This window comes from Streptomyces sp. NBC_00091, assembly GCF_026343185.1.
Taxonomy (GTDB): Bacteria; Actinomycetota; Actinomycetes; order Streptomycetales; family Streptomycetaceae; genus Streptomyces.
Genome location: NZ_JAPEMA010000001.1, coordinates 5,071,338 through 5,089,141, shown reverse-complemented (window position 1 = coordinate 5,089,141; position 17,804 = coordinate 5,071,338). Strand labels below are relative to the sequence as shown.

At 71.3% G+C, this 17,804-nt stretch carries 16 protein-coding genes; 1 reads left to right on the top strand and 15 read right to left on the bottom strand.

Annotated elements, in window-relative coordinates; translation table 11 throughout:
* Positions 1 to 54 precede the first annotated feature (54 nt).
* The 15 genes from OOK34_RS23515 to pgsA all read right to left on the bottom strand — a co-directional run bounded on the left by OOK34_RS23515 (position 55) and on the right by pgsA (position 15,244).
* Positions 55 to 2,478, bottom strand: coding sequence for a bifunctional (p)ppGpp synthetase/guanosine-3',5'-bis(diphosphate) 3'-pyrophosphohydrolase (locus OOK34_RS23515; protein WP_267035829.1), 2,424 nt, complete (start codon positions 2,476 to 2,478; stop codon positions 55 to 57).
* Positions 2,479 to 2,820: 342 nt separating this feature from the next.
* Positions 2,821 to 3,375: an adenine phosphoribosyltransferase gene (locus tag OOK34_RS23510; protein WP_267035828.1), complete on the bottom strand. Its 555-nt coding sequence runs from the start codon at positions 3,373 to 3,375 to the stop codon at positions 2,821 to 2,823.
* The gene (gene secF / locus OOK34_RS23505) at positions 3,372 to 4,430 is read right to left on the bottom strand and encodes a protein translocase subunit SecF (RefSeq protein ID WP_267035827.1); all 1,059 of its coding nucleotides are present in this window, start codon (positions 4,428 to 4,430) and stop codon (positions 3,372 to 3,374) included. The genes OOK34_RS23510 and secF overlap by 4 nt, the downstream gene beginning before the upstream one ends.
* A 3-nt stretch (positions 4,431 to 4,433) precedes the next feature.
* Positions 4,434 to 6,236: a protein translocase subunit SecD gene (gene secD / locus OOK34_RS23500; protein ID WP_267035826.1), complete on the bottom strand. Its 1,803-nt coding sequence runs from the start codon at positions 6,234 to 6,236 to the stop codon at positions 4,434 to 4,436.
* 151 nt (positions 6,237 to 6,387) lie between these two features.
* Positions 6,388 to 6,873: a preprotein translocase subunit YajC gene (gene yajC, locus OOK34_RS23495; protein WP_267035825.1), complete on the bottom strand. Its 486-nt coding sequence runs from the start codon at positions 6,871 to 6,873 to the stop codon at positions 6,388 to 6,390.
* Between the two features lie 164 nt (positions 6,874 to 7,037).
* Positions 7,038 to 8,111 carry a Holliday junction branch migration DNA helicase RuvB gene (ruvB, locus tag OOK34_RS23490; protein WP_267035824.1) on the bottom strand — a complete coding sequence of 358 codons (1,074 nt, stop codon included), beginning with the start codon at positions 8,109 to 8,111 and terminating at the stop codon, positions 7,038 to 7,040.
* A gap of 110 nt (positions 8,112 to 8,221) precedes the next feature.
* The gene (gene ruvA / locus OOK34_RS23485) at positions 8,222 to 8,854 is read right to left on the bottom strand and encodes a Holliday junction branch migration protein RuvA (RefSeq protein ID WP_267035823.1); all 633 of its coding nucleotides are present in this window, start codon (positions 8,852 to 8,854) and stop codon (positions 8,222 to 8,224) included.
* Positions 8,851 to 9,387 carry a crossover junction endodeoxyribonuclease RuvC gene (ruvC, locus tag OOK34_RS23480; RefSeq protein WP_267035822.1) on the bottom strand — a complete coding sequence of 179 codons (537 nt, stop codon included), beginning with the start codon at positions 9,385 to 9,387 and terminating at the stop codon, positions 8,851 to 8,853. The genes ruvA and ruvC overlap by 4 nt, the downstream gene beginning before the upstream one ends.
* A 116-nt stretch (positions 9,388 to 9,503) precedes the next feature.
* The gene (locus tag OOK34_RS23475) at positions 9,504 to 10,256 is read right to left on the bottom strand and encodes a YebC/PmpR family DNA-binding transcriptional regulator (RefSeq protein ID WP_267035821.1); all 753 of its coding nucleotides are present in this window, start codon (positions 10,254 to 10,256) and stop codon (positions 9,504 to 9,506) included.
* A 57-nt stretch (positions 10,257 to 10,313) separates the two neighbouring features.
* Positions 10,314 to 10,907, bottom strand: coding sequence for a pyridoxal 5'-phosphate synthase glutaminase subunit PdxT (gene pdxT / locus OOK34_RS23470; protein WP_267035820.1), 594 nt, complete (start codon positions 10,905 to 10,907; stop codon positions 10,314 to 10,316).
* 7 nt (positions 10,908 to 10,914) lie between these two features.
* The gene (pdxS, locus tag OOK34_RS23465) at positions 10,915 to 11,832 is read right to left on the bottom strand and encodes a pyridoxal 5'-phosphate synthase lyase subunit PdxS (RefSeq protein ID WP_323183454.1); all 918 of its coding nucleotides are present in this window, start codon (positions 11,830 to 11,832) and stop codon (positions 10,915 to 10,917) included.
* A 117-nt stretch (positions 11,833 to 11,949) separates the two neighbouring features.
* Complete coding sequence (locus OOK34_RS23460; RefSeq protein WP_267035819.1) at positions 11,950 to 12,492, bottom strand: hypothetical protein; 543 nt, start codon at positions 12,490 to 12,492, stop codon at positions 11,950 to 11,952.
* 18 nt (positions 12,493 to 12,510) lie between these two features.
* Complete coding sequence (locus OOK34_RS23455; protein WP_267035818.1) at positions 12,511 to 13,677, bottom strand: glycosyltransferase family 4 protein; 1,167 nt, start codon at positions 13,675 to 13,677, stop codon at positions 12,511 to 12,513.
* Positions 13,674 to 14,579, bottom strand: coding sequence for a phosphatidylinositol mannoside acyltransferase (locus tag OOK34_RS23450; protein WP_267035817.1), 906 nt, complete (start codon positions 14,577 to 14,579; stop codon positions 13,674 to 13,676). Before OOK34_RS23450 ends, OOK34_RS23455 begins: the two co-directional genes overlap by 4 nt.
* Positions 14,579 to 15,244, bottom strand: a complete 666-nt coding sequence (gene pgsA, locus OOK34_RS23445) for a phosphatidylinositol phosphate synthase (RefSeq protein ID WP_267035816.1) — start codon at positions 15,242 to 15,244, stop codon at positions 14,579 to 14,581. Before pgsA ends, OOK34_RS23450 begins: the two co-directional genes overlap by 1 nt.
* A 300-nt stretch (positions 15,245 to 15,544) precedes the next feature.
* Between pgsA and OOK34_RS23440 the strand changes: the two genes are divergently transcribed.
* Positions 15,545 to 17,749 carry an elongation factor G-like protein EF-G2 gene (locus OOK34_RS23440; RefSeq protein ID WP_267035815.1) on the top strand — a complete coding sequence of 735 codons (2,205 nt, stop codon included), beginning with the start codon at positions 15,545 to 15,547 and terminating at the stop codon, positions 17,747 to 17,749.
* Positions 17,750 to 17,804 lie beyond the last annotated feature (55 nt).

Below are 17,804 nucleotides of genomic sequence, written 5' to 3'. Positions count from 1 at the left end.
TCGGGGTGGCGCCCGTCGTCATTTCCGGATGTCCGGATGTCCGGCGCGGTGGCCTTAAGGCCGGCGGGCCGAGGTGACGCGGTAGACGTCGTAGACGCCCTCGACGCCCCGTACCGCCTTCAGGACGTGGCCCAGGTGCTTCGGGTCACCCATCTCGAAGGTGAACCGGGAGGTGGCCACCCGGTCACGGGAGGTCTGCACGGCCGCGGAGAGGATGTTCACGTGCTGGTCCGACAGGACCCGGGTGACGTCCGACAGCAGGCGGGAGCGGTCCAGCGCCTCGACCTGGATGGCGACCAGGAAGACGGAGGACTGGGTCGGCGCCCACTCCACCTCCAGCATGCGCTCCGGCTGCTGGGAGAGGGAGTCGACGTTGACGCAGTCGGCGCGGTGAACCGATACGCCACTGCCTCGCGTGACGAAGCCGATGATCGGGTCGCCCGGCACCGGGGTGCAGCAGCGGGCCAGCTTCACCCACACGTCGTCGACGCCCTTGACGACCACACCGGGATCGGCGTTGCCGCGCCGCTTGGCGCGGCCGCGCGACGGCGGGACGCTCTCCTCGATGTCCTCGTTGGCGGCCTCCTCCCCGCCCAGCGCCTGGACCAGCTTCTGCACGACGCCCTGCGCGGCCACATGGCCCTCGCCGATCGCCGCGTAGAGGGAGGAGATGTCGGGGTAGCGCATCTCGTGCGCCAGCGTGACGAGGGAGTCGCCGGTCAGGATCCGCTGGATCGGCAGGTTCTGCTTGCGCATCGCCCGCGCGATGGCGTCCTTGCCGTGCTCGATGGCCTCGTCGCGGCGCTCCTTGGAGAACCAGGCGCGGATCTTGTTGCGGGCCCGCGGGGACTTCACGAAGCCGAGCCAGTCGCGGGAGGGGCCCGCGCCCTCGGCCTTGGAGGTGAAGACCTCGACCAGGTCGCCGTTGTCGAGGGTCGATTCGAGCGGTACGAGCCGCCCGTTGACCCGCGCCCCTATGGTGCGGTGGCCGACCTCGGTGTGGACCGCGTACGCGAAGTCCACGGAGGTCGCCCCGGCGGGCAGCGCGATGACGTCGCCCTTGGGCGTGAAGACGAAGACCTCGTTGCGGGAGAGGTCGAAGCGCAGCGAGTCGAGGAACTCGCCCGGGTCCTCGGTCTCCTTCTGCCAGTCGAGCAGCTGGCGCAGCCAGGCCATGTCGTTGACGGTGTCCTGGCCCGCGCTGCCCTTGGCGGCCTGGGGCACGTCGGTCCGTACCTTCGACGTACCGGCGACGGTCTGCTGCTTGTACTTCCAGTGCGCGGCGATGCCGTACTCGGCGCGGCGGTGCATGTCGAAGGTGCGGATCTGGAGCTCGACCGGCTTGCCGCTGGGCCCGATGACCGTCGTGTGCAGCGACTGGTACATGTTGAACTTGGGCATCGCGATGTAGTCCTTGAACCGGCCGGGGACCGGGTTCCAGCGCGCGTGCACCGTGCCGAGGGCGGCGTAGCAGTCCCGGACGGTGTCCACGAGGACGCGGATGCCCACCAGGTCGTAGATCTCCGCGAAGTCACGGCCGCGGACGATCATCTTCTGGTAGACGCTGTAGTAGTGCTTGGGTCTGCCGGTGACGGTGGCCTTGATCCGGGCGGCCCGCAGGTCGACCATCACCTCGTCCGTGACGACGGCGAGGTACTCGTCCCGCTTGGGCGCCCGCTCGGCGACCAGGCGCACGATCTCGTCGTACATCTTGGGGTAGAGGATCGCGAAGGCGAGGTCCTCGAGCTCCCACTTGATCGTGTTCATGCCGAGGCGGTGGGCCAGCGGCGCGTAGATCTCGAGGGTCTCGCGGGCCTTCTTCTCCTGCTTCTCCCGCTTGAGGTAGCGCATGGTGCGCATGTTGTGCAGGCGGTCGGCGAGCTTGATGACCAGCACCCGGGGGTCCTTGGCCATGGCCACGACCATCTTGCGGACGGTCTCGGCCTGGGCGGCCTCGCCGAACTTGACCCGGTCGAGCTTGGTGACCCCGTCGACGAGCAGGGCGACGGCGTCGCCGAAGTCGCGGCGCAGCTGCTCCAGGCCGTACTCGGTGTCCTCGACGGTGTCGTGCAGCAGGCCCGCCATCAGGGTGGCCGGGTCCATGCCGAGTTCGGCGAGGATGGTGGTCACCGCGAGCGGGTGGGTGATGTACGGGTCGCCGCTCTTGCGCTTCTGGCCGCGGTGCCAGCGTTCGGCGACCTGGTAGGCCTGCTCGATCTGGCGCAGCGTCGCCGTCTCGATCTTCGGGTCGTTGCTGCGGACTATACGGAGCAGGGGTTCCAGTACCGGGTTGTACGGGTTGGAACGCTGCACGCCGAGGCGCGCCAGCCTGGCGCGCACCCGGTTGGAGGACCCGGCCGGCCTCGCCGGAGCGGGCTTGACCGGCGGGGCCGGCGGGGGCGTGGCTGCGGCCGCCGCGGCCGGCTCGGCCTGCGGGTCGGGCTGCGCGGCGGAGAGTGGCTGGACCTCGTCTGGCAAGAGCGCTCCTCTGGGGGTCCCCCCGGACGGAGTCCGGGGGAGGATCCGGGGCCCCGGTCAGGTCCGGATAACCCATGGTAGCGAGGGTTCCGCCACCCTGTTCCCCAGGCTCCGCCCGGACCCCTCCAACCCGCGAGGCGGCACGTGCTGGCCCGGCTAAGCCAAATCCAGCCCCGCCGGCGATTGAGGCGCGGGGTCTGGGGCGGAGCCCCAGGATCTTTCAGCCCCGCCGGCGTTTGAGGCGCGGGGGATCCGGGGGCTGGCCCCCGGCAGCGGCGCCGCACACGAAAGCGGCGGGCACCCGGGGAAACCCAGGCGCCCGCCGCTTCGGCAGAGCAGGGGTCAGACCACGATCAGCGCATCCAGCGGGGCCCCCGCCAGCGCACCGGCGAGCTTGGCACGCCCCGGCAGGAACGACAGCTCCATCAGGACCGCCACCCCGGCGACCTCGGCACCGGCCCGCCGGATCAGCTCCAGCGAGGCCTCGGCGGTGCCCCCGGTCGCCAGGACGTCGTCGATGACCATGACCCGGTCACCGGCCGACAGGTCCTCCGCGTGGACCTCGATCTCCGCGGTGCCGTACTCCAGCTCGTACGACTGCGCGAGCGTCGCGCCCGGCAGCTTCCCGGCCTTGCGTACGGGGACGAAGCCGATGCCCGCCTGTACCGCGACCGGGGCCGCGAGGATGAATCCCCGCGCCTCCAGTCCGACGATCTTCGTGGCGCCGTACCGGACGGCCAGTTCCACCAGCGCCTCCGTCAGCGCCGCGAAGGCCTTCGGGTCGGCGAGCAGCGGGGTGATGTCCTTGAACATCACACCCGGCTTCGGGTAGTCCGGAACGTCCTTGATCCGGCCGAGCAGCAGCTCGCGGAGTTCGGCGGAGGATTCCGTGGTCACCGGCGCCGCCTCCCCTGGCCGCCCTGGGCCACGACCTGCGGGCCGTCGTCCCCGTCGGTGTCCGCGTCGGCGTCCTCGCCCTTCGCGGCCGCGGCCGCCCGCTTCGCGAGCACCCGCTTGGTGAGCGCCTTCATCGCCGGCTCGCGCTCCTTCAGGTCCACGACCAGCGGGGTCGCGATGAAGATCGAGGAGTACGCACCGGCCGCGAGGCCGACGAACAGCGACAGCGAGATGTCGTTGAGCATGCCCGCGCCCAGGAAGCCGCCGCCGATGAACAGCAGGCCGGCGACCGGGAGCAGGGCGACGACGGTGGTGTTGATCGAGCGGACCAGCGTGCCGTTGATGCTGCGGTTGGCGATCTCGCTGAAGGTGTAGCGGGTCTGCTTCGTGATGTCCTTCGAGCCCTCCTTGAGACCGTCGAAGACGACGACGGTGTCGTAGAGGGAGTAACCGAGGATGGTGAGCAGACCGATCACGGTGCCCGGGGTGACCTCGAAGCCGACCAGCGCGTACACGCCGACGGTGATGGTGAGGTCGTGGATCAGCGCGATCAGCGCGGCGACCGCCATCCGCCACTCGAAGGCGATGGCGAGGTAGATCACCACGAGGACCATGAAGACGCCGAGGCCGGTCCAGGCCTTGTTCGCGATCTGCTCGCCCCAGCTCGGGCCGACCAGGTCGGCGTTGATCTGGGTCTCGGTGACCTTGAGGTCGGCCGCGAGCTGCTTCTTGACGGAGGCGGCGGAGTCGGTGTCCAGACCGGAGATCTGGATGCGCAGTCCGCCGGTGCCCAGCGCCTGGACGATCGCGTCGTGCCCGGAGGCCTTCTCCGCGTCCTCCGTCGCCTTGGCGACCGAGACGGCCGTCTTCGGCGTCGTGAAGACGGCGCCGCCCTTGAACTCGATGCCCATGTTGAGGCCCTGGACAGCGAGCGCCACGATCGCCGTGATGGTGATCAGGATGGAAACGCCGTACCAGAGAAAGCGCTTGCCGACGAAGTCGTAGCCGACCTCACCGCGGTACAGCCTGGCGCCGAGATCTCCCAGCTTCGACATCTCTCACGCCTCCTTTGCGTCGACGGGGGCGGGGACGGGCGCGCCGCGGCGGGACCGGCGCAGCGGCGGCTTGGCGCCGAGCCGCTTGGGGTCCAGCCCGGACCACGGGTGCCCGCTGGAGAAGAACTTCGTACGGGCCAGCAGGGTCATGACGGGCTTGGTGAACAGGAACACCACGACCACGTCGAGCAGGGTCGTCAGACCCAGCGTGAAGGCGAAGCCCTGGACCTTGCCGACGGTGACGATGAAGAGCACCGCGGCGGCGAGGAACGACACGAAGTCGGAGACCAGGATGGTGCGCCGGGCACGCGGCCAGGCGCGCTCGACGGCCGGACGCAGGGTGCGGCCCTCGCGGATCTCGTCCCGGATGCGTTCGAAGTACACGATGAACGAGTCGGCCGTGATGCCGATCGCGACGATCGCGCCGCAGACGGCGGGCAGGTTCAGGGCGAAGCCGATGCCCTTGCCCAGCAGCGCCATGATCGTGTACGTGAGGATCGCGGACACCAGGAGGCTGACGATGGCGATGAAGGCCAGACCGCGGTAGTACACCAGCAGGTAGATCACCACGAGCACGAGACCGATGGCGCCGGCGATGAGACCGGCCTTCAGCTGCTCGCCGCCGAGCGCGGCGGTGACGGTGGTGACGCTGTCCTCCTGGAAGGACAGCGGCAGGGCGCCGTACGACAGCATGTTGCCCAGGTCCTGCGCGGACTGCTGGGTGAAGCCGCCGGAGATCTCGGCGTTGCCACCGGTCAGCGCCTGGCTGACGGACGGGTCGGAGATGACCTCGCCGTCGAGCACGATCGCGAACTGGTTCTGCGGGGACTGCTTGGTGGCCAGCTCGCCGGTGATCTTGGCGAACTTGTCGGCGCCCTTGTCGGTGAACTGCATGGTGACGATCCACTGACCGCGCTGCTGGTCGATGACGCCCTTGGCGTCCTTCACGTCCTGGCCGTTGACCTGGGCCGGACCGAGGACCCACTTGCCCCAGGCGTTGCCGCGCTGGCCACAGGCGAGCATCGGGTCCTCGGGCTTGACGCCCTTGCCGGCGGCGGCGCGCTGCTCCTCCTTGGTGCAGTCCAGCGCGGCGAACTTCGCCTGCAGGTCTGCCACGGCCGGGTCCACCGGCGGGGTCGGAGCGGGGGCCGGGGCCGAGGCGGAGGGCGTGGCCTTGCTGTCGTCTGCCTTCTTCGACTCGCTCGCCGAGGGCGAGGGAGTGGGGGTGCCCGGGGCCTTGAGGGCCTCGCTGAGCACACGGCCCTGGGAAGTGGCGCTGGACGACGGGGTGGCCGGGGCGGAGGGCTTGGAGCTGCCCTCGGTCTTCGGGGCGCCGGAACCGCTCGCGGAGGGGCTCGGGGACGTGCTCGGCTTCGTCTCCGGAGCGGCGGGGGCGCCGTCGGCGAAGGCCAGCACGGGGCGGAAGTACAGCTGGGCGGTGGTACCGACCTGCTCGCGCGCCTGCTGCTCGTTCGTCCCCTTGGGGATGTTCACGATGATGTGGTCGCGGCCCTGGGTCTGGACCTCGGACTCCGAGACGCCGAGACCGTTGACGCGGCGCTCGATGATGCCGACCGCCGTGTTCATGTTGGTCTCGTTGACGGCGTCCGGCTTGCCGGGCTCGCTCTTGGCCTTGAGCGTGATGCTCGTACCGCCCGCGAGGTCGATGCCCAGGCGGGGGGTCGTCTGCTTCGTGAGGAACATCCCCGCGGTGAGCGCCACCATCGCGATCAGGATGAAGGCCAGGGCGCGCCCCGGCCTCCCCTGAGCCCCCGTGGGCCGCCGGCCCTTCTTCGGTGCTGCCACCTTGTCGTATCTCCCTGTCCAACCGTCCCGCGCCGGGTCAGCGCGCGGACGGCCACGAAATGTGTGGTGGGGACCCCTGCCCCCCGCAGAAGTTCACTGCGGGAACCGCGGCGAGTGCCGGTCGGACGCCACCGCGGTCCCCTGCCGGACGCTACTTCGCGCCGGGCTCGCCGTCGGTCTTGCCGTCCTTCGGCTCCTCGGCCTTCGGCTCGTCGGCCTTCGGCTCGTCGCCCTTGGGCTCGTCGCTCTTGCCCAGGTCGAGCTTGGGGGCCTCGTCCGTCTTCGGGGCGTCGCCCTCGGTCAGCGAGGATGCGTCGTCCGGAACGACCGGCGTGTCGATGGTCAGGTCATCGGGGGTGCCGTGGACGATGCGGTTGTACTCCTCGTCGTCCAGCACGGCGCCGATGGCGTTCTTCGCGAAGATCGCGTGGACACCGGGAGCCACCTCGAGGGTGACCGTGTCCTCACCGATCTCCTTGACCGTGGCGTACATGCCGCCGATGGTCCGGACGCCGGTACCGGGCGTCATTTCGTTGCGCATCTGCGCGGCCGCCTGCTGCTTCTTCTTGGCGGAGCGGGTCATCAGGAACATCGCCCCGATGAGCACGATGAACGGGAGGAGTGTCACGAGATTCACGGGACGGAGATCCTTCGTACGACCGCACGGGAGACGGCCAATTTCTACGGGGGTGGGCACGCCGACCCGAAGGGTCGGCATCGGCGGAGTCTAGGCGAGTCCGCACGGATGGAACAACGCCCAGCATGGCACCGCAGTTCCTGACCGGTCTAACCTCCGCGCCGTCAGGCCCCGAACAGGCCCTGTTGTCCGCTTGATCCACTGCCGGACTGCTGCGGCGGGACGAGCCCCAGGTGAGCCCATGCGGCGGGGGTCGCGACCCGCCCGCGGGGGGTGCGGGCGAGCAGACCCTCCCGTACCAGGAAGGGCTCGGCGACCTCCTCGACGGTCTCCCGCTCCTCGCCGACGGCCACGGCGAGGGTGGACAGCCCGACGGGGCCGCCGCCGAACAGCTTGAGCAGGGCCTCCAGCACGCCCCGGTCCAGCCGGTCGAGCCCGCGCGCGTCCACCTCGTACACCTGGAGGGCGGTGCCGGCCACCTCACGGGTGATCACCCCGTCGGCCCTCACCTGGGCGTAGTCGCGCACCCGGCGCAGCAGCCGGTTGGCGATGCGCGGGGTGCCCCGGGAGCGGCCGGCGATCTCGGCTGCGCCGGCGGTGTCGATCTCCACGTCGAGGAGGCGGGCGGATCGGTGAATGACGCGTTCCAGCTCCTCGGGGGCGTAGAACTCCATGTGCCCGGTGAAGCCGAAGCGGTCCCGCAGCGGCGGGGGCAGCAGGCCGGCGCGGGTCGTCGCCCCGACGAGGGTGAACGGCGGCAGCTCCAGGGGGATGGCGGTGGCTCCGGGCCCCTTGCCGACGATCACGTCGACGCGGAAGTCCTCCATGGCCATGTACAGCATCTCCTCGGCGGGCCGGGACATGCGGTGGATCTCGTCGAGGAAGAGGACCTCGCCCTCCTGGAGGGAGGAGAGGATCGCGGCGAGGTCTCCGGCGTGCTGGATGGCGGGGCCGGAGGTGATCCGGATCGGCGCGCCCATCTCGGCGGCGATGATCATGGAGAGGGTGGTCTTGCCGAGGCCGGGCGCGCCGGACAGCAGCACGTGGTCGGCGGTGGCGCCGCGCTGGCGGGCGGCCTTCAGGACGAGGTCCAGCTGCTGGCGGACCTTCTCCTGGCCGACGAACTCGCCGAGGTCCTTCGGGCGCAGGGCCGCCTCGACGGCGGTGTCCTCGCCGTCGGCCGCGGCCGCGACCAGCCGGTCCGGCTCGGCGTTCTCGGTGTCGTCGTCCCAGTTCACGGTGTCAGTCTGCCTTCTCGCTCGTTCCGGTCGTCTCTCGGGTGCCCCGCCCCGCGGCGTCCCCGCGCGGCGGGCACCAGGGCGCCGGTCCCGCCCGTCGGGGCAACAGCTCAGCGGGCGCGGTTCAGGGACTGGAGGGCGGCGCGCAACAGCTGGGGCACGGGGGCGGAGCCTCCGGCGGCGATGGCCGCCTCGGCCTGCGGGGTCACGGCGGAGACCGCCTCGTCGGCCTCCCGGGCGGCGTAGCCGAGCCCGATGAGCGCCGCCTGGAGCTGCTCCGTCCAGGGCGCGGGCCCGGCGGAGACCGCCCGCTGCGCGCCGACGAGCCCGCCGGCCCCCAGGGGGGCGCCCAGCTTGCCCTTGAGCTCCAGCAGCAGCTTCTGGGCGCCCTTCGGGCCGATGCCGGGCACCGCCGTCAGCGCCTTCGCGTCGCCGGTGGAGATGGCCAGCCGCAGCGCGTCCGGGCTGTGCACCCCGAGCATCGCCTGGGCCACGCGCGGCCCGACCCCGCTGGCGGTCTGGAGCAGCTCGAAGACCTGGCGTTCGTCGTCGTCCGCGAAGCCGTACAGGGTGAGCGAGTCCTCCCGTACGACCAGCGAGGTCGCCAGCCGGGCCTGTTCCCCGATCCGCAGGCCGGCGATGGTGTTCGGCGTGCACTGGACGGCCATCCCCACACCGCCGACCTCGATCACGGCCAGGGTGGGGGCGAGCGCGGCGACCGGGCCGCTCACGAAGGCGATCATCGGGTACGGCCTTTCAGGGCGGTGGCGTGCTGGGCGACCGCCTGCTGGAGGCGGCTTTGGGCGGGGGCCCGCCAGATGTGGCAGATGGCGAGGGCGAGGGCGTCCGCGGCGTCGGCCGGCCTGGGCGGTTCGGCGAGCCGCAGCAGCCGGGTCACCATCGCTCCGACCTGCGCCTTGTCGGCGCGGCCGCTGCCGGTGACGGCGGCCTTGACCTCACTGGGGGTGTGCAGGGCCACCGGTATGCCGCGGCGCGCGGCGCACAGCATGGCGACGGCGCTGGCCTGGGCGGTGCCCATGACGGTGCGGACGTTGTGCTGGCTGAAGACGCGCTCCACGGCGACGACCTCGGGCCGGTGCGCGTCGAGCCACTCCTCGATGCCGGCCTCGATGGCGACGAGCCGGTCCCCCAGCTCGGCCTCGGCCGGAGTCCGGACGACCCCGACGCCGATCATGGTCAGGGGCCGCCCGGCGACTCCCTCGACCACGCCGACACCGCACCTGGTCAGCCCTGGGTCCACGCCGAGTACGCGCACCTGCCCCCCTGCCTTTCGATTGCCTGTCCGCGCAGGCTATCGGGTGGCACTGACAAAGCGGCGGGCCGACAGGTGTGTCCTGTCGGCCCGCCGAAGAGAGAGAGTGCGAACGCCAATCAGGCGTCGACCTTCTCCATGACCTCGTCCGACACGTCGAAGTTGGCGAAGACGTTCTGCACGTCGTCGCTGTCCTCCAGCGCGTCGATCAGCTTGAAGATCTTGCGCGCGCCCTCTTCGTCCAGCTCGACCTGCATGGTCGGCAGGAAGTTGGAGTCGGCCGAGTCGTAGTCGATGCCCGCCTCCTGGAGCGCGGTGCGGACCGCGACCATGTCGGTGGCCTCGCTGATGATCTCGAAGCTGTCGCCGAGGTCGTTGACCTCCTCGGCACCGGCCTCGAGCACCGTCTCCAGGACGTCGTCCTCGGAGAGCTCGCCCTTGGGCAGCAGGACAACGCCCTTGCGGTTGAACAGGTACGAGACCGAGCCCGGGTCGGCCATCGAACCGCCGTTGCGGGTCATGGCGACGCGCACGTCGGACGCGGCACGGTTGCGGTTGTCGGTGAGGCACTCGATGAGCACCGCGACACCGTTCGGTCCGTAGCCTTCGTACATGATCGTCTCGTAGTCGGCGCCGCCGGCCTCGAGGCCGCCGCCGCGCTTGACCGCGGAGTCGATGTTCTTGTTCGGTACCGAGCTCTTCTTGGCCTTCTGGATGGCGTCGAAGAGGGTCGGGTTGCCATCGACGTCGGCGCCGCCCATACGGGCCGCGACCTCGATGTTCTTGATCAGCTTCGCGAAGAGCTTGCCGCGCTTGGCGTCAACCACGGCCTTCTTGTGCTTCGTCGTAGCCCATTTAGAGTGGCCGGACATCTGCCTGTCTCCTTCGCGTCACCAACAATGTTCGCCTCAGATCCTACCGGGACGCCGTTACAGCCCCGCGCGCACCATGTCGACGAAGTACGCGTGGACGCGGTCGTCCCCGGTCAGTTCGGGGTGGAACGAGGTGGCGAGGACGTTGCCCTGGCGCACGGCGACCGTGTGGCCGTCGTACGTGGCGAGCACTTCGGCGGCGGCGCCGACCGACTCGACCCACGGGGCGCGGATGAAGACGCCCTCGACGGGACCGCCCGCTATGCCCGAGAAGTCGACCTGCGCCTCGAAGGACTCGTTCTGGCGGCCGAAGGCGTTGCGGCGCACGATCATGTCGATGCCGCCGAGCGTCTCCTGGTCGTCACGGCCGTCCAGCAGCTTGTCGGCGAGCATGATCATGCCGGCGCAGGTGCCGTAGACCGGCATGCCGGCGCGCACGCGCTCGCGCAGCGGCTCGAGCATGCCGAAGAGCACGGCGAGCTTGGACATGGTCGTGGACTCGCCGCCGGGGATCACCAGGGCGTCGACCTCGGCGAGCTCCTCGGGACGCCGGACCGGCCTGGCCACGGCGTCAGCCGATGCCAGGGCGATCAGGTGCTCCCGTACGTCGCCCTGGAGGGCCAGGACACCGATCACGGGTGTGTTCGTCATGAGGTGGTTACCAGCCGCGGTTGGCGTAGCGCTCGGCCTCGGGGAGGGTGTCGCAGTTGATGCCGACCATGGCCTCGCCCAGGTTGCGGGACGCGTCCGCGATGATCTTCGGGTCGTCGTAGAACGTGGTGGCCTTCACGATGGCGGCGGCGCGCTTGGCCGGGTCGCCCGACTTGAAGATGCCGGAGCCGACGAAGACGCCCTCGGCGCCGAGCTGGCGCATCAGGGCGGCGTCGGCCGGGGTGGCGACGCCACCGGCGGAGAACAGCACGACCGGGAGCTTGCCGAGCTCGGCGACCTCCTTGACGAGCTCGTACGGGGCGCGCAGCTCCTTGGCGGCGGCGTACAGCTCGTTGTTGTCGAAGCCGCGCAGCTTGGCGATCTCGTTCTTGATCTGGCGCAGGTGGCGGACGGCCTCGACGACGTTGCCGGTGCCGGCCTCGCCCTTAGAACGGATCATGGCCGCGCCCTCGGCGATGCGGCGCAGGGCCTCGCCCAGGTTGGTGGCGCCACAGACGAAGGGGGTGGTGAAGGCCCACTTGTCGGAGTGGTTGACCTCGTCGGCCGGGGTCAGGACCTCGGACTCGTCGATGTAGTCGACACCGAGGGACTGCAGGACCTGGGCCTCGACGAAGTGGCCGATGCGGGACTTGGCCATGACCGGGATCGAGACGGCCTCGATGATCTCTTCGATCATGTTGGGGTCGGACATGCGGGCCACGCCGCCGTCCTTGCGGATGTCGGCGGGGACCCGCTCCAGGGCCATGACGGCCACGGCGCCGGCGTCCTCGGCGATCTTCGCCTGCTCGGCGTTGACCACGTCCATGATCACGCCGCCCTTGAGCTGCTCGGCCATGCCGCGCTTGACGCGGGAGGTGCCGATGGCCGACTCAGCGGACTGGGAAGAGGTGGGAAGCGTGCTCACGGGTTGACCTCACTCGAAGGGAAGACGGGCTACTACTCGGCTGAGAAAACCCCACCGACCAGTCCACTACAAGGGCCAATGTGGAGCCAGTGGCTCTTTCACTTGTCCCCCGCGGCCCTAGGCGGGGCGGTCGGCGAGGTCCGCCGGAGGCTCGTCGTCCATTTCGAAGGCGAGCGGGAAGGGCGCATGTCCGGCCAGTCTGAACCAGCGGACCTTGCGATGGCGGCGCAACGCGCGGGCGGCCCGTACGGCGTCGTTGAGGAACCGCCGCGCCATGGGCACCCGGCGCACCGCCGCGGCCAGCTCCTCGGCGGCCTCCTCGCCGCCCGGGGCCGCCTTCAGCACCTCGACCTGGTCCGCGTCGGCGAACACCGCGCGCAGCGCCTGGCTGAGCTCGCTCTCGGCGACCTCGCGGTGCTCCTCCTCGGCCTGCCGCGCCGCGTGCGCGGCCTCGTACAGCACGAGGGAGGAGGCCGGGTCCAGCACCCCGGAGGTGGCCACCTCCAGCACCACCGAGGCCCGCCGTACGAGCTGCGCGTCGAGGGCGGCCCGGGCGGCGTCCATCCGGGTGTGGAGCCGGTCCAGCCGCCCCGCGGTCCAGCTGAGGTAGACCCCGACGACGGCCAGCGCCACCGCGATCCAGACAAGGTTTTCGATCACGGGCGGCGACACTACCCGCTAGTGGGTGTCCCGCGAGAAGCCGAGGCGGGTGCGGAGGGGGACGCGCTCGTCGGTGGCGACGGCGGCCGCGCCGTCGGTCACGGTCTCGTAGACGGCCAGGATGTCGGCGCCGACCGTCGACCAGTCGAAGCGGCGTACGTGCGCCGAGCCGCGGGCGCTCAGCTCCGCGCGCCGGGCCGGGTCGCGGAGCAGGGCGACCGCCGCCGCGGCCAGCGAGCCGGCGTCCTCGTTGGCGAACAGCTCCCCCGCGGCGCCCTGGTCCAGTACCTGGGCGAAGGCGTCGAGGTCCGAGGCCAGTACCGCCGCCCCGGCCGACAGGGCCTCGACGAGGATGATCCCGAAGCTCTCGCCGCCGGTGTTGGGGGCGACGTAGACGTCCACGCTGCGCAGCAGGCGCGCCTTGTCCTCGTCGGAGACCATGCCGAGGAACTCCACGCGCGAGCGCAGCTCCGCCGGCAGCGAGGCCACCGCCTCCTCCTCGTCGCCGCGGCCCGCCACGAGGAGCCGTACGTCCGGGCACTCCTCCACGATGCGGGGGAAGGCCGCCATGAGGACGGGCAGGCCCTTGCGGGGTTCGTCGATGCGGCCGATGAAGCCGAGGGTCCGGCCGGACCAGGACGGGTTCGGGTCGGCCTTGGCGAAGAAGTCCACGTCGACCCCGTTGGGGATGACCACGGCGTCCCCGCCGAGGTGTTCCACCAGCGTGCGCCGGGCGTACTCGCTCACCGCGATCCGGGCGCTGATCTTCTCCAGCGCCGGCTGGAGGATCGGGTACGCGGCGATCATCGCCCGGGAACGCGGGTTGGAGGTGTGGAACGTCGCCACGATCGGCCCCTGAGCCGCCCAGCAGGACAGCAGCCCCAGGGACGGGGAGGCCGGCTCGTGGATGTGGATCACGTCGAACACCCCGTCGTGCAGCCAGCGCCGCACCCGGGCCGCCGAGAGGAAGCCGAAGTTCAGCCGGGCCACCGACCCGTTGTACGGCACCGGCACCGCCCGTCCCGCCGAGACCACGTAGGGGGGCAGCGGGGTCTCGTCGTCCGCCGGGGCCAGCACCGACACCTCGTGGCCCCGGCGGATCAGGTGCTCCGCCAGGTCACGGATGTGGAACTGGACGCCGCCCGGGACGTCCCACGAGTACGGGCACACGATGCCGATCTTCACTGCTGGCGCTCCTCCAGGTCGTCGAGCCACAAGCGCTGCAGCATGTGCCAGTCCTCCGGGTGCTCGGCGATCCCCGACGCGAAGGCGTCCGCCACCGCCTGGGTCATGGCGGCGGTCTTCTCGGTCCGCGTGCCCTGCTTCGGCACCTCCACCTCGGGGTGGAACCGGCCGTACAGCTTCGGGGAGTCCCCGTAGTACAGGGTGACCGGCAGCAGGACCGCCCCGGTCTGCTGCGCCAGCAGCGCGGGCCCGGCGGGCATCCGGGCCGTGGCGCCGAAGAAGTCCACCTCGACCCCGGAGGCCGACAGGTCCCGGTCGGCGACGAGGCAGATCAGCCCGCCGGAGCGCAGCCGGCGCGCCAGGGTGCCGAAGGAGGCGCCGCCGTTGTGCGGCAGGACCTCCATGCCCAGGCTCTCCCGGTAGGCCACGAAGCGGTCGTAGAGGGATTCGGGCTTGAGCCGCTCGGCGACGGTGGTGAAGGGAACGCCCAGGTGGCCGGTGACCCAGGCCCCGGCCAGGTCCCAGTTGGCCAGGTGCGGCAGGGCCGCGATGACCCCGCGCCCGGAGGCGATCGCCTCGCGCAGGAGGTGGTCGTCCTCGAGCCGGACGTCCTCGCCGAACCGTTTCGGGTCCATGGCGGGCAGCCGGAAGGACTCCATCCAGTAGCGCATGTACGAACGCATGCCCGCGTGCGACAGCTCGCGCAGCCGCTCGGGGCTCGCGTCCGGCACCACCCGGGCCAGGTTGGACTCCAGCCGCAGCACGCTCTTGCCGCGCCGCTTCCACGCCACGTCCGCGATCTTGCGGCCGAGGGCCACCGCCGCCGGCTCGGGGAGCTTCTTCACGCCCGCCCAGCCGAGCCCGTACAGCCCGTCGACCAACTTGTCCTTCGCCGTGGCCATCAGGCGGCACCGCCCTCGGCGCCGGCGGCCGCCGCGTCGGCCTCGGCCGACTCACGGCGTACGGTGACCACCCGCTGGATCAGCGTGACGAGCGAGCCCACCGCCACGATCCACAGCGCCACGGGCAGCAGCACCCCGATCCACGACGGGACCCCGAAGGTCTGCAGCCCGGAGAGACCGGCCGCGACCAGCGAGATCACCAGGCGCTCGGCGCGCTCGATGAGCCCGTTGACGGCGACCGGCAGCCCGATCGACTCGCCGCGGGCCTTGGTGTACGAGACCACCTGCCCGCTGGCCAGGCAGAAGATCGCCACCGCGCACAGCACGTTGTCGTTGCCCAGGCCCGCGTACCAGAGCGCGAGGCCGCCGAAGATGGCCGCGTCGGCCACCCGGTCGAGCGTGGAGTCGAGGAACGCGCCCCACCGGCTGGAGACCCCGGCCTGGCGGGCCATGTTCCCGTCCACCAGGTCGGAGAAGACGAAGAGGGTGATGGTGATCGTGCCCCAGAAGAACTCGCCCCGGGGGAAGAAGACCAGCGCGCCGGCCACCACTCCGGCGGTGCCGATGAGGGTGACGGCATCCGGGCTCACCCCCCGGCGCAGGAGAAATGCGGCGAACGGCGTGAGAACACGCGTGAAGAACGCACGCGCGTACTTGTTCAGCATGGCCTTCCCAGAGGGTCGCTGGGCCGCGCGACCACAACGGCCACCGGCTGGCCCATCGTAGCCAGCGCCCCGCGCCCGCAATGCCCCGCACCCACCGGTTCGCCCCCGGCAATCGCCGGGCCGCCCCCGCCACGGCTCCCGGCCGCCCTCCCAGCCCCGCTCCCGCCGCCCTCCCGCCTCCCTCCGTGCCGGCCCGGCTGACCATGGCCGGTACGACGTATGGACGCAGTGTGACGGCAGTGCAAAGCTCGAAGGACCCCGATCACCCTCCTCACCGCGACACCAGGAGGCACGAGCACCATGGGAGCCACATCACACCAAGCCGGAGCCGCCGGCAGGGCACTGACGGCCGACCGCCCCGATTCCGTACGGAACGTCGTGCTGGTCGGCCACAGCGGCGCCGGGAAGACCACACTGGTCGAAGCCCTGGCCCTGACAGCGGGGGCCGTGAACCGGGCCGGACGGGTCGAGGACGGGGGCACGGTCTCGGACTACGACGAGATCGAGCACCGCCGCCAGCGCTCCATCCAGCTCTCCCTGGTCCCCGTCGAATGGGCCGGAATCAAGATCAACATCCTGGACACCCCCGGATACGCCGACTTCGTCGGGGAACTCAGGGCCGGTCTGCGCGCCGCGGACGCGGCCCTCTTCGTCGTCTCCGCCTCCGACGGGATCGACGGAGCCACCCGGATGGTCTGGGACGAATGCGAGGCCGTCGGCATGCCGCGCGCCATCGTCGTCACCCATTTGGAGGCTGCCCGCGCCGACTACTCCCAGATGACCGCGGTCTGCGGCGAGATCTTCGGCGCCGAGGACCCGGACGCCGTCATCCCGCTCTACCTGCCGCTGCACGGACCGGCCGGACCCGACGGCCACGCCCCCGTCACCGGCCTGCTGGGCCTGCTCTCCCGGCGCGTCTACGACTACGGCTCCGGCGAACGCACCGAGCGCGATCCGGACCCCGCCGAACTCGCCCTCATCGACGGCGCCCGCTCCCGCCTCATCGAGGGGATCATCGCCGAGAGCGAGGACGAGAGCCTCATGGACCGCTACCTCGGCGGCGAGGACATCGACATCAAGACCCTCGTCGACGATCTCGAGCGGGCCGTGGCCCGGGGTACCTTCCACCCCGTCCTGATGGCCGCCCCCGCCGCCGACGGCGCCCGCCAGGGCCTGGGCACCGTGGAACTCCTCGAACTGGTCACCGGCGGCTTCCCCACCCCCGCCGAACGCGCCCCCCTCACCGTCACCACCCCCGACGGAGCCCCCCGCCCCGCCGTCACCTGCGACCCCGCCGGACCGCTCCTCGCCGAGGTCGTCAAGACCTCCTCCGACCCCTACGTCGGACGCGTCTCCCTGGTCCGCGTCTTCTCCGGCACCCTCCACCCCGAGGAGACCGTCCACGTCTCCGGCCACGGCCAGGCCGACCGGGGGCACGAGGACCACGATCTCGACGAACGGATCGGCACCCTCACCTCCCCCTTCGGCAAACAGCAGCGCACCCTTGGCACCTGCATCGCGGGCGACCTCGCCTGCGTGGCCAAACTCACCCGCGCCGAGACCGGCGACACCCTCTCCGCCAAGGACGCACCGCTCCTGATGGAACCCTGGCCGATGCCCGAGCCGCTGCTCCCCCTCGCCATCGAGGCCCACAGCAAGGCCGACGAGGACAAGCTCTCCCAGGGCCTGGCCCGGCTGGTCGCCGAGGACCCCACGATGCGGCTGGAGCAGAACCCGCACACCCGCCAGCTCGTCCTGTGGTGCCTGGGCGAGGCCCACCAGGACGTGGCACTGGAGCGGCTGCGGACCCGCTACGGAGTCCAGGTCGACCCCGTCCCCCACAAGGTCAGCCTGCGCGAGACCTTCGGCGCCAAGGCCGCCGGGCGCGGCCGGCACGTCAAACAGTCCGGCGGCCACGGCCAGTTCGCCATCTGCGAGATCGAGGTCGAACCGCTCCCGCCCGGCAGCGGCATCGAGTTCGTCGACAAGGTGGTCGGCGGCGCCGTGCCCCGCCAGTTCATCCCGTCCGTGGAGAAGGGCGTACGGGCCCAGGCCGCCCGCGGCATCGCGGCCGGCTATCCGCTGGTCGACGTACGGATCACCCTGCGCGACGGCAAGGCGCACTCGGTGGACTCCTCCGACGCCGCCTTCCAGACGGCGGGCGCCCTCGCCCTGCGCGAAGCCGCCGCCGACACCCCGATCCACCTCCTGGAACCCGTCGCCGAACTCGACGTCGAGGTGCCCGACGAGTACGTGGGCCCGGTCATGAGCGATCTCGCGGGCCGCCGCGGCCGTGTCGTCGGCACCGAGCAGGCCGGCCCCGGCCGGTCCCGGGTGCGCGCCGAGATCCCCGAGATCGAGATCGGCCGCTACGCCGTGGAGCTGCGCTCCGTGTCCCACGGCACGGGCCGGTTCAGCCGCGCCTACGCCCGGCACGAGCCCATGCCGGCCCATCTCGCGGACAAGGTTCGCGAACAGGCTGAGAAGGGAAGCCAGTTGACATAGCGGTCCGGCTACCGCCCATCCAACCCGCTTGCGGTGGGCGGTATTTCCCTGTCCC

What these genes read in the sequence shown, in the direction of transcription:
- secF (WP_267035827.1), bottom strand. Translation starts at nt 4,430, where the DNA reads ATGTCGAAGCTGGGAGATCTCGGCGCCAGGCTGTACCGCGGTGAGGTC.
- ruvA (WP_267035823.1), bottom strand. Translation starts at nt 8,854, where the DNA reads ATGATCGCCTTCGTGAGCGGCCCGGTCGCCGCGCTCGCCCCCACCCTG.
- OOK34_RS23475 (WP_267035821.1), bottom strand. Translation starts at nt 10,256, where the DNA reads ATGTCCGGCCACTCTAAATGGGCTACGACGAAGCACAAGAAGGCCGTG.
- pdxT (WP_267035820.1), bottom strand. Translation starts at nt 10,907, where the DNA reads ATGACGAACACACCCGTGATCGGTGTCCTGGCCCTCCAGGGCGACGTA.
- OOK34_RS23450 (WP_267035817.1), bottom strand. Translation starts at nt 14,579, where the DNA reads ATGGCCACGGCGAAGGACAAGTTGGTCGACGGGCTGTACGGGCTCGGC.
- pgsA (WP_267035816.1), bottom strand. Translation starts at nt 15,244, where the DNA reads ATGCTGAACAAGTACGCGCGTGCGTTCTTCACGCGTGTTCTCACGCCG.
- OOK34_RS23440 (WP_267035815.1), top strand. Translation starts at nt 15,545, where the DNA reads ATGGGAGCCACATCACACCAAGCCGGAGCCGCCGGCAGGGCACTGACG.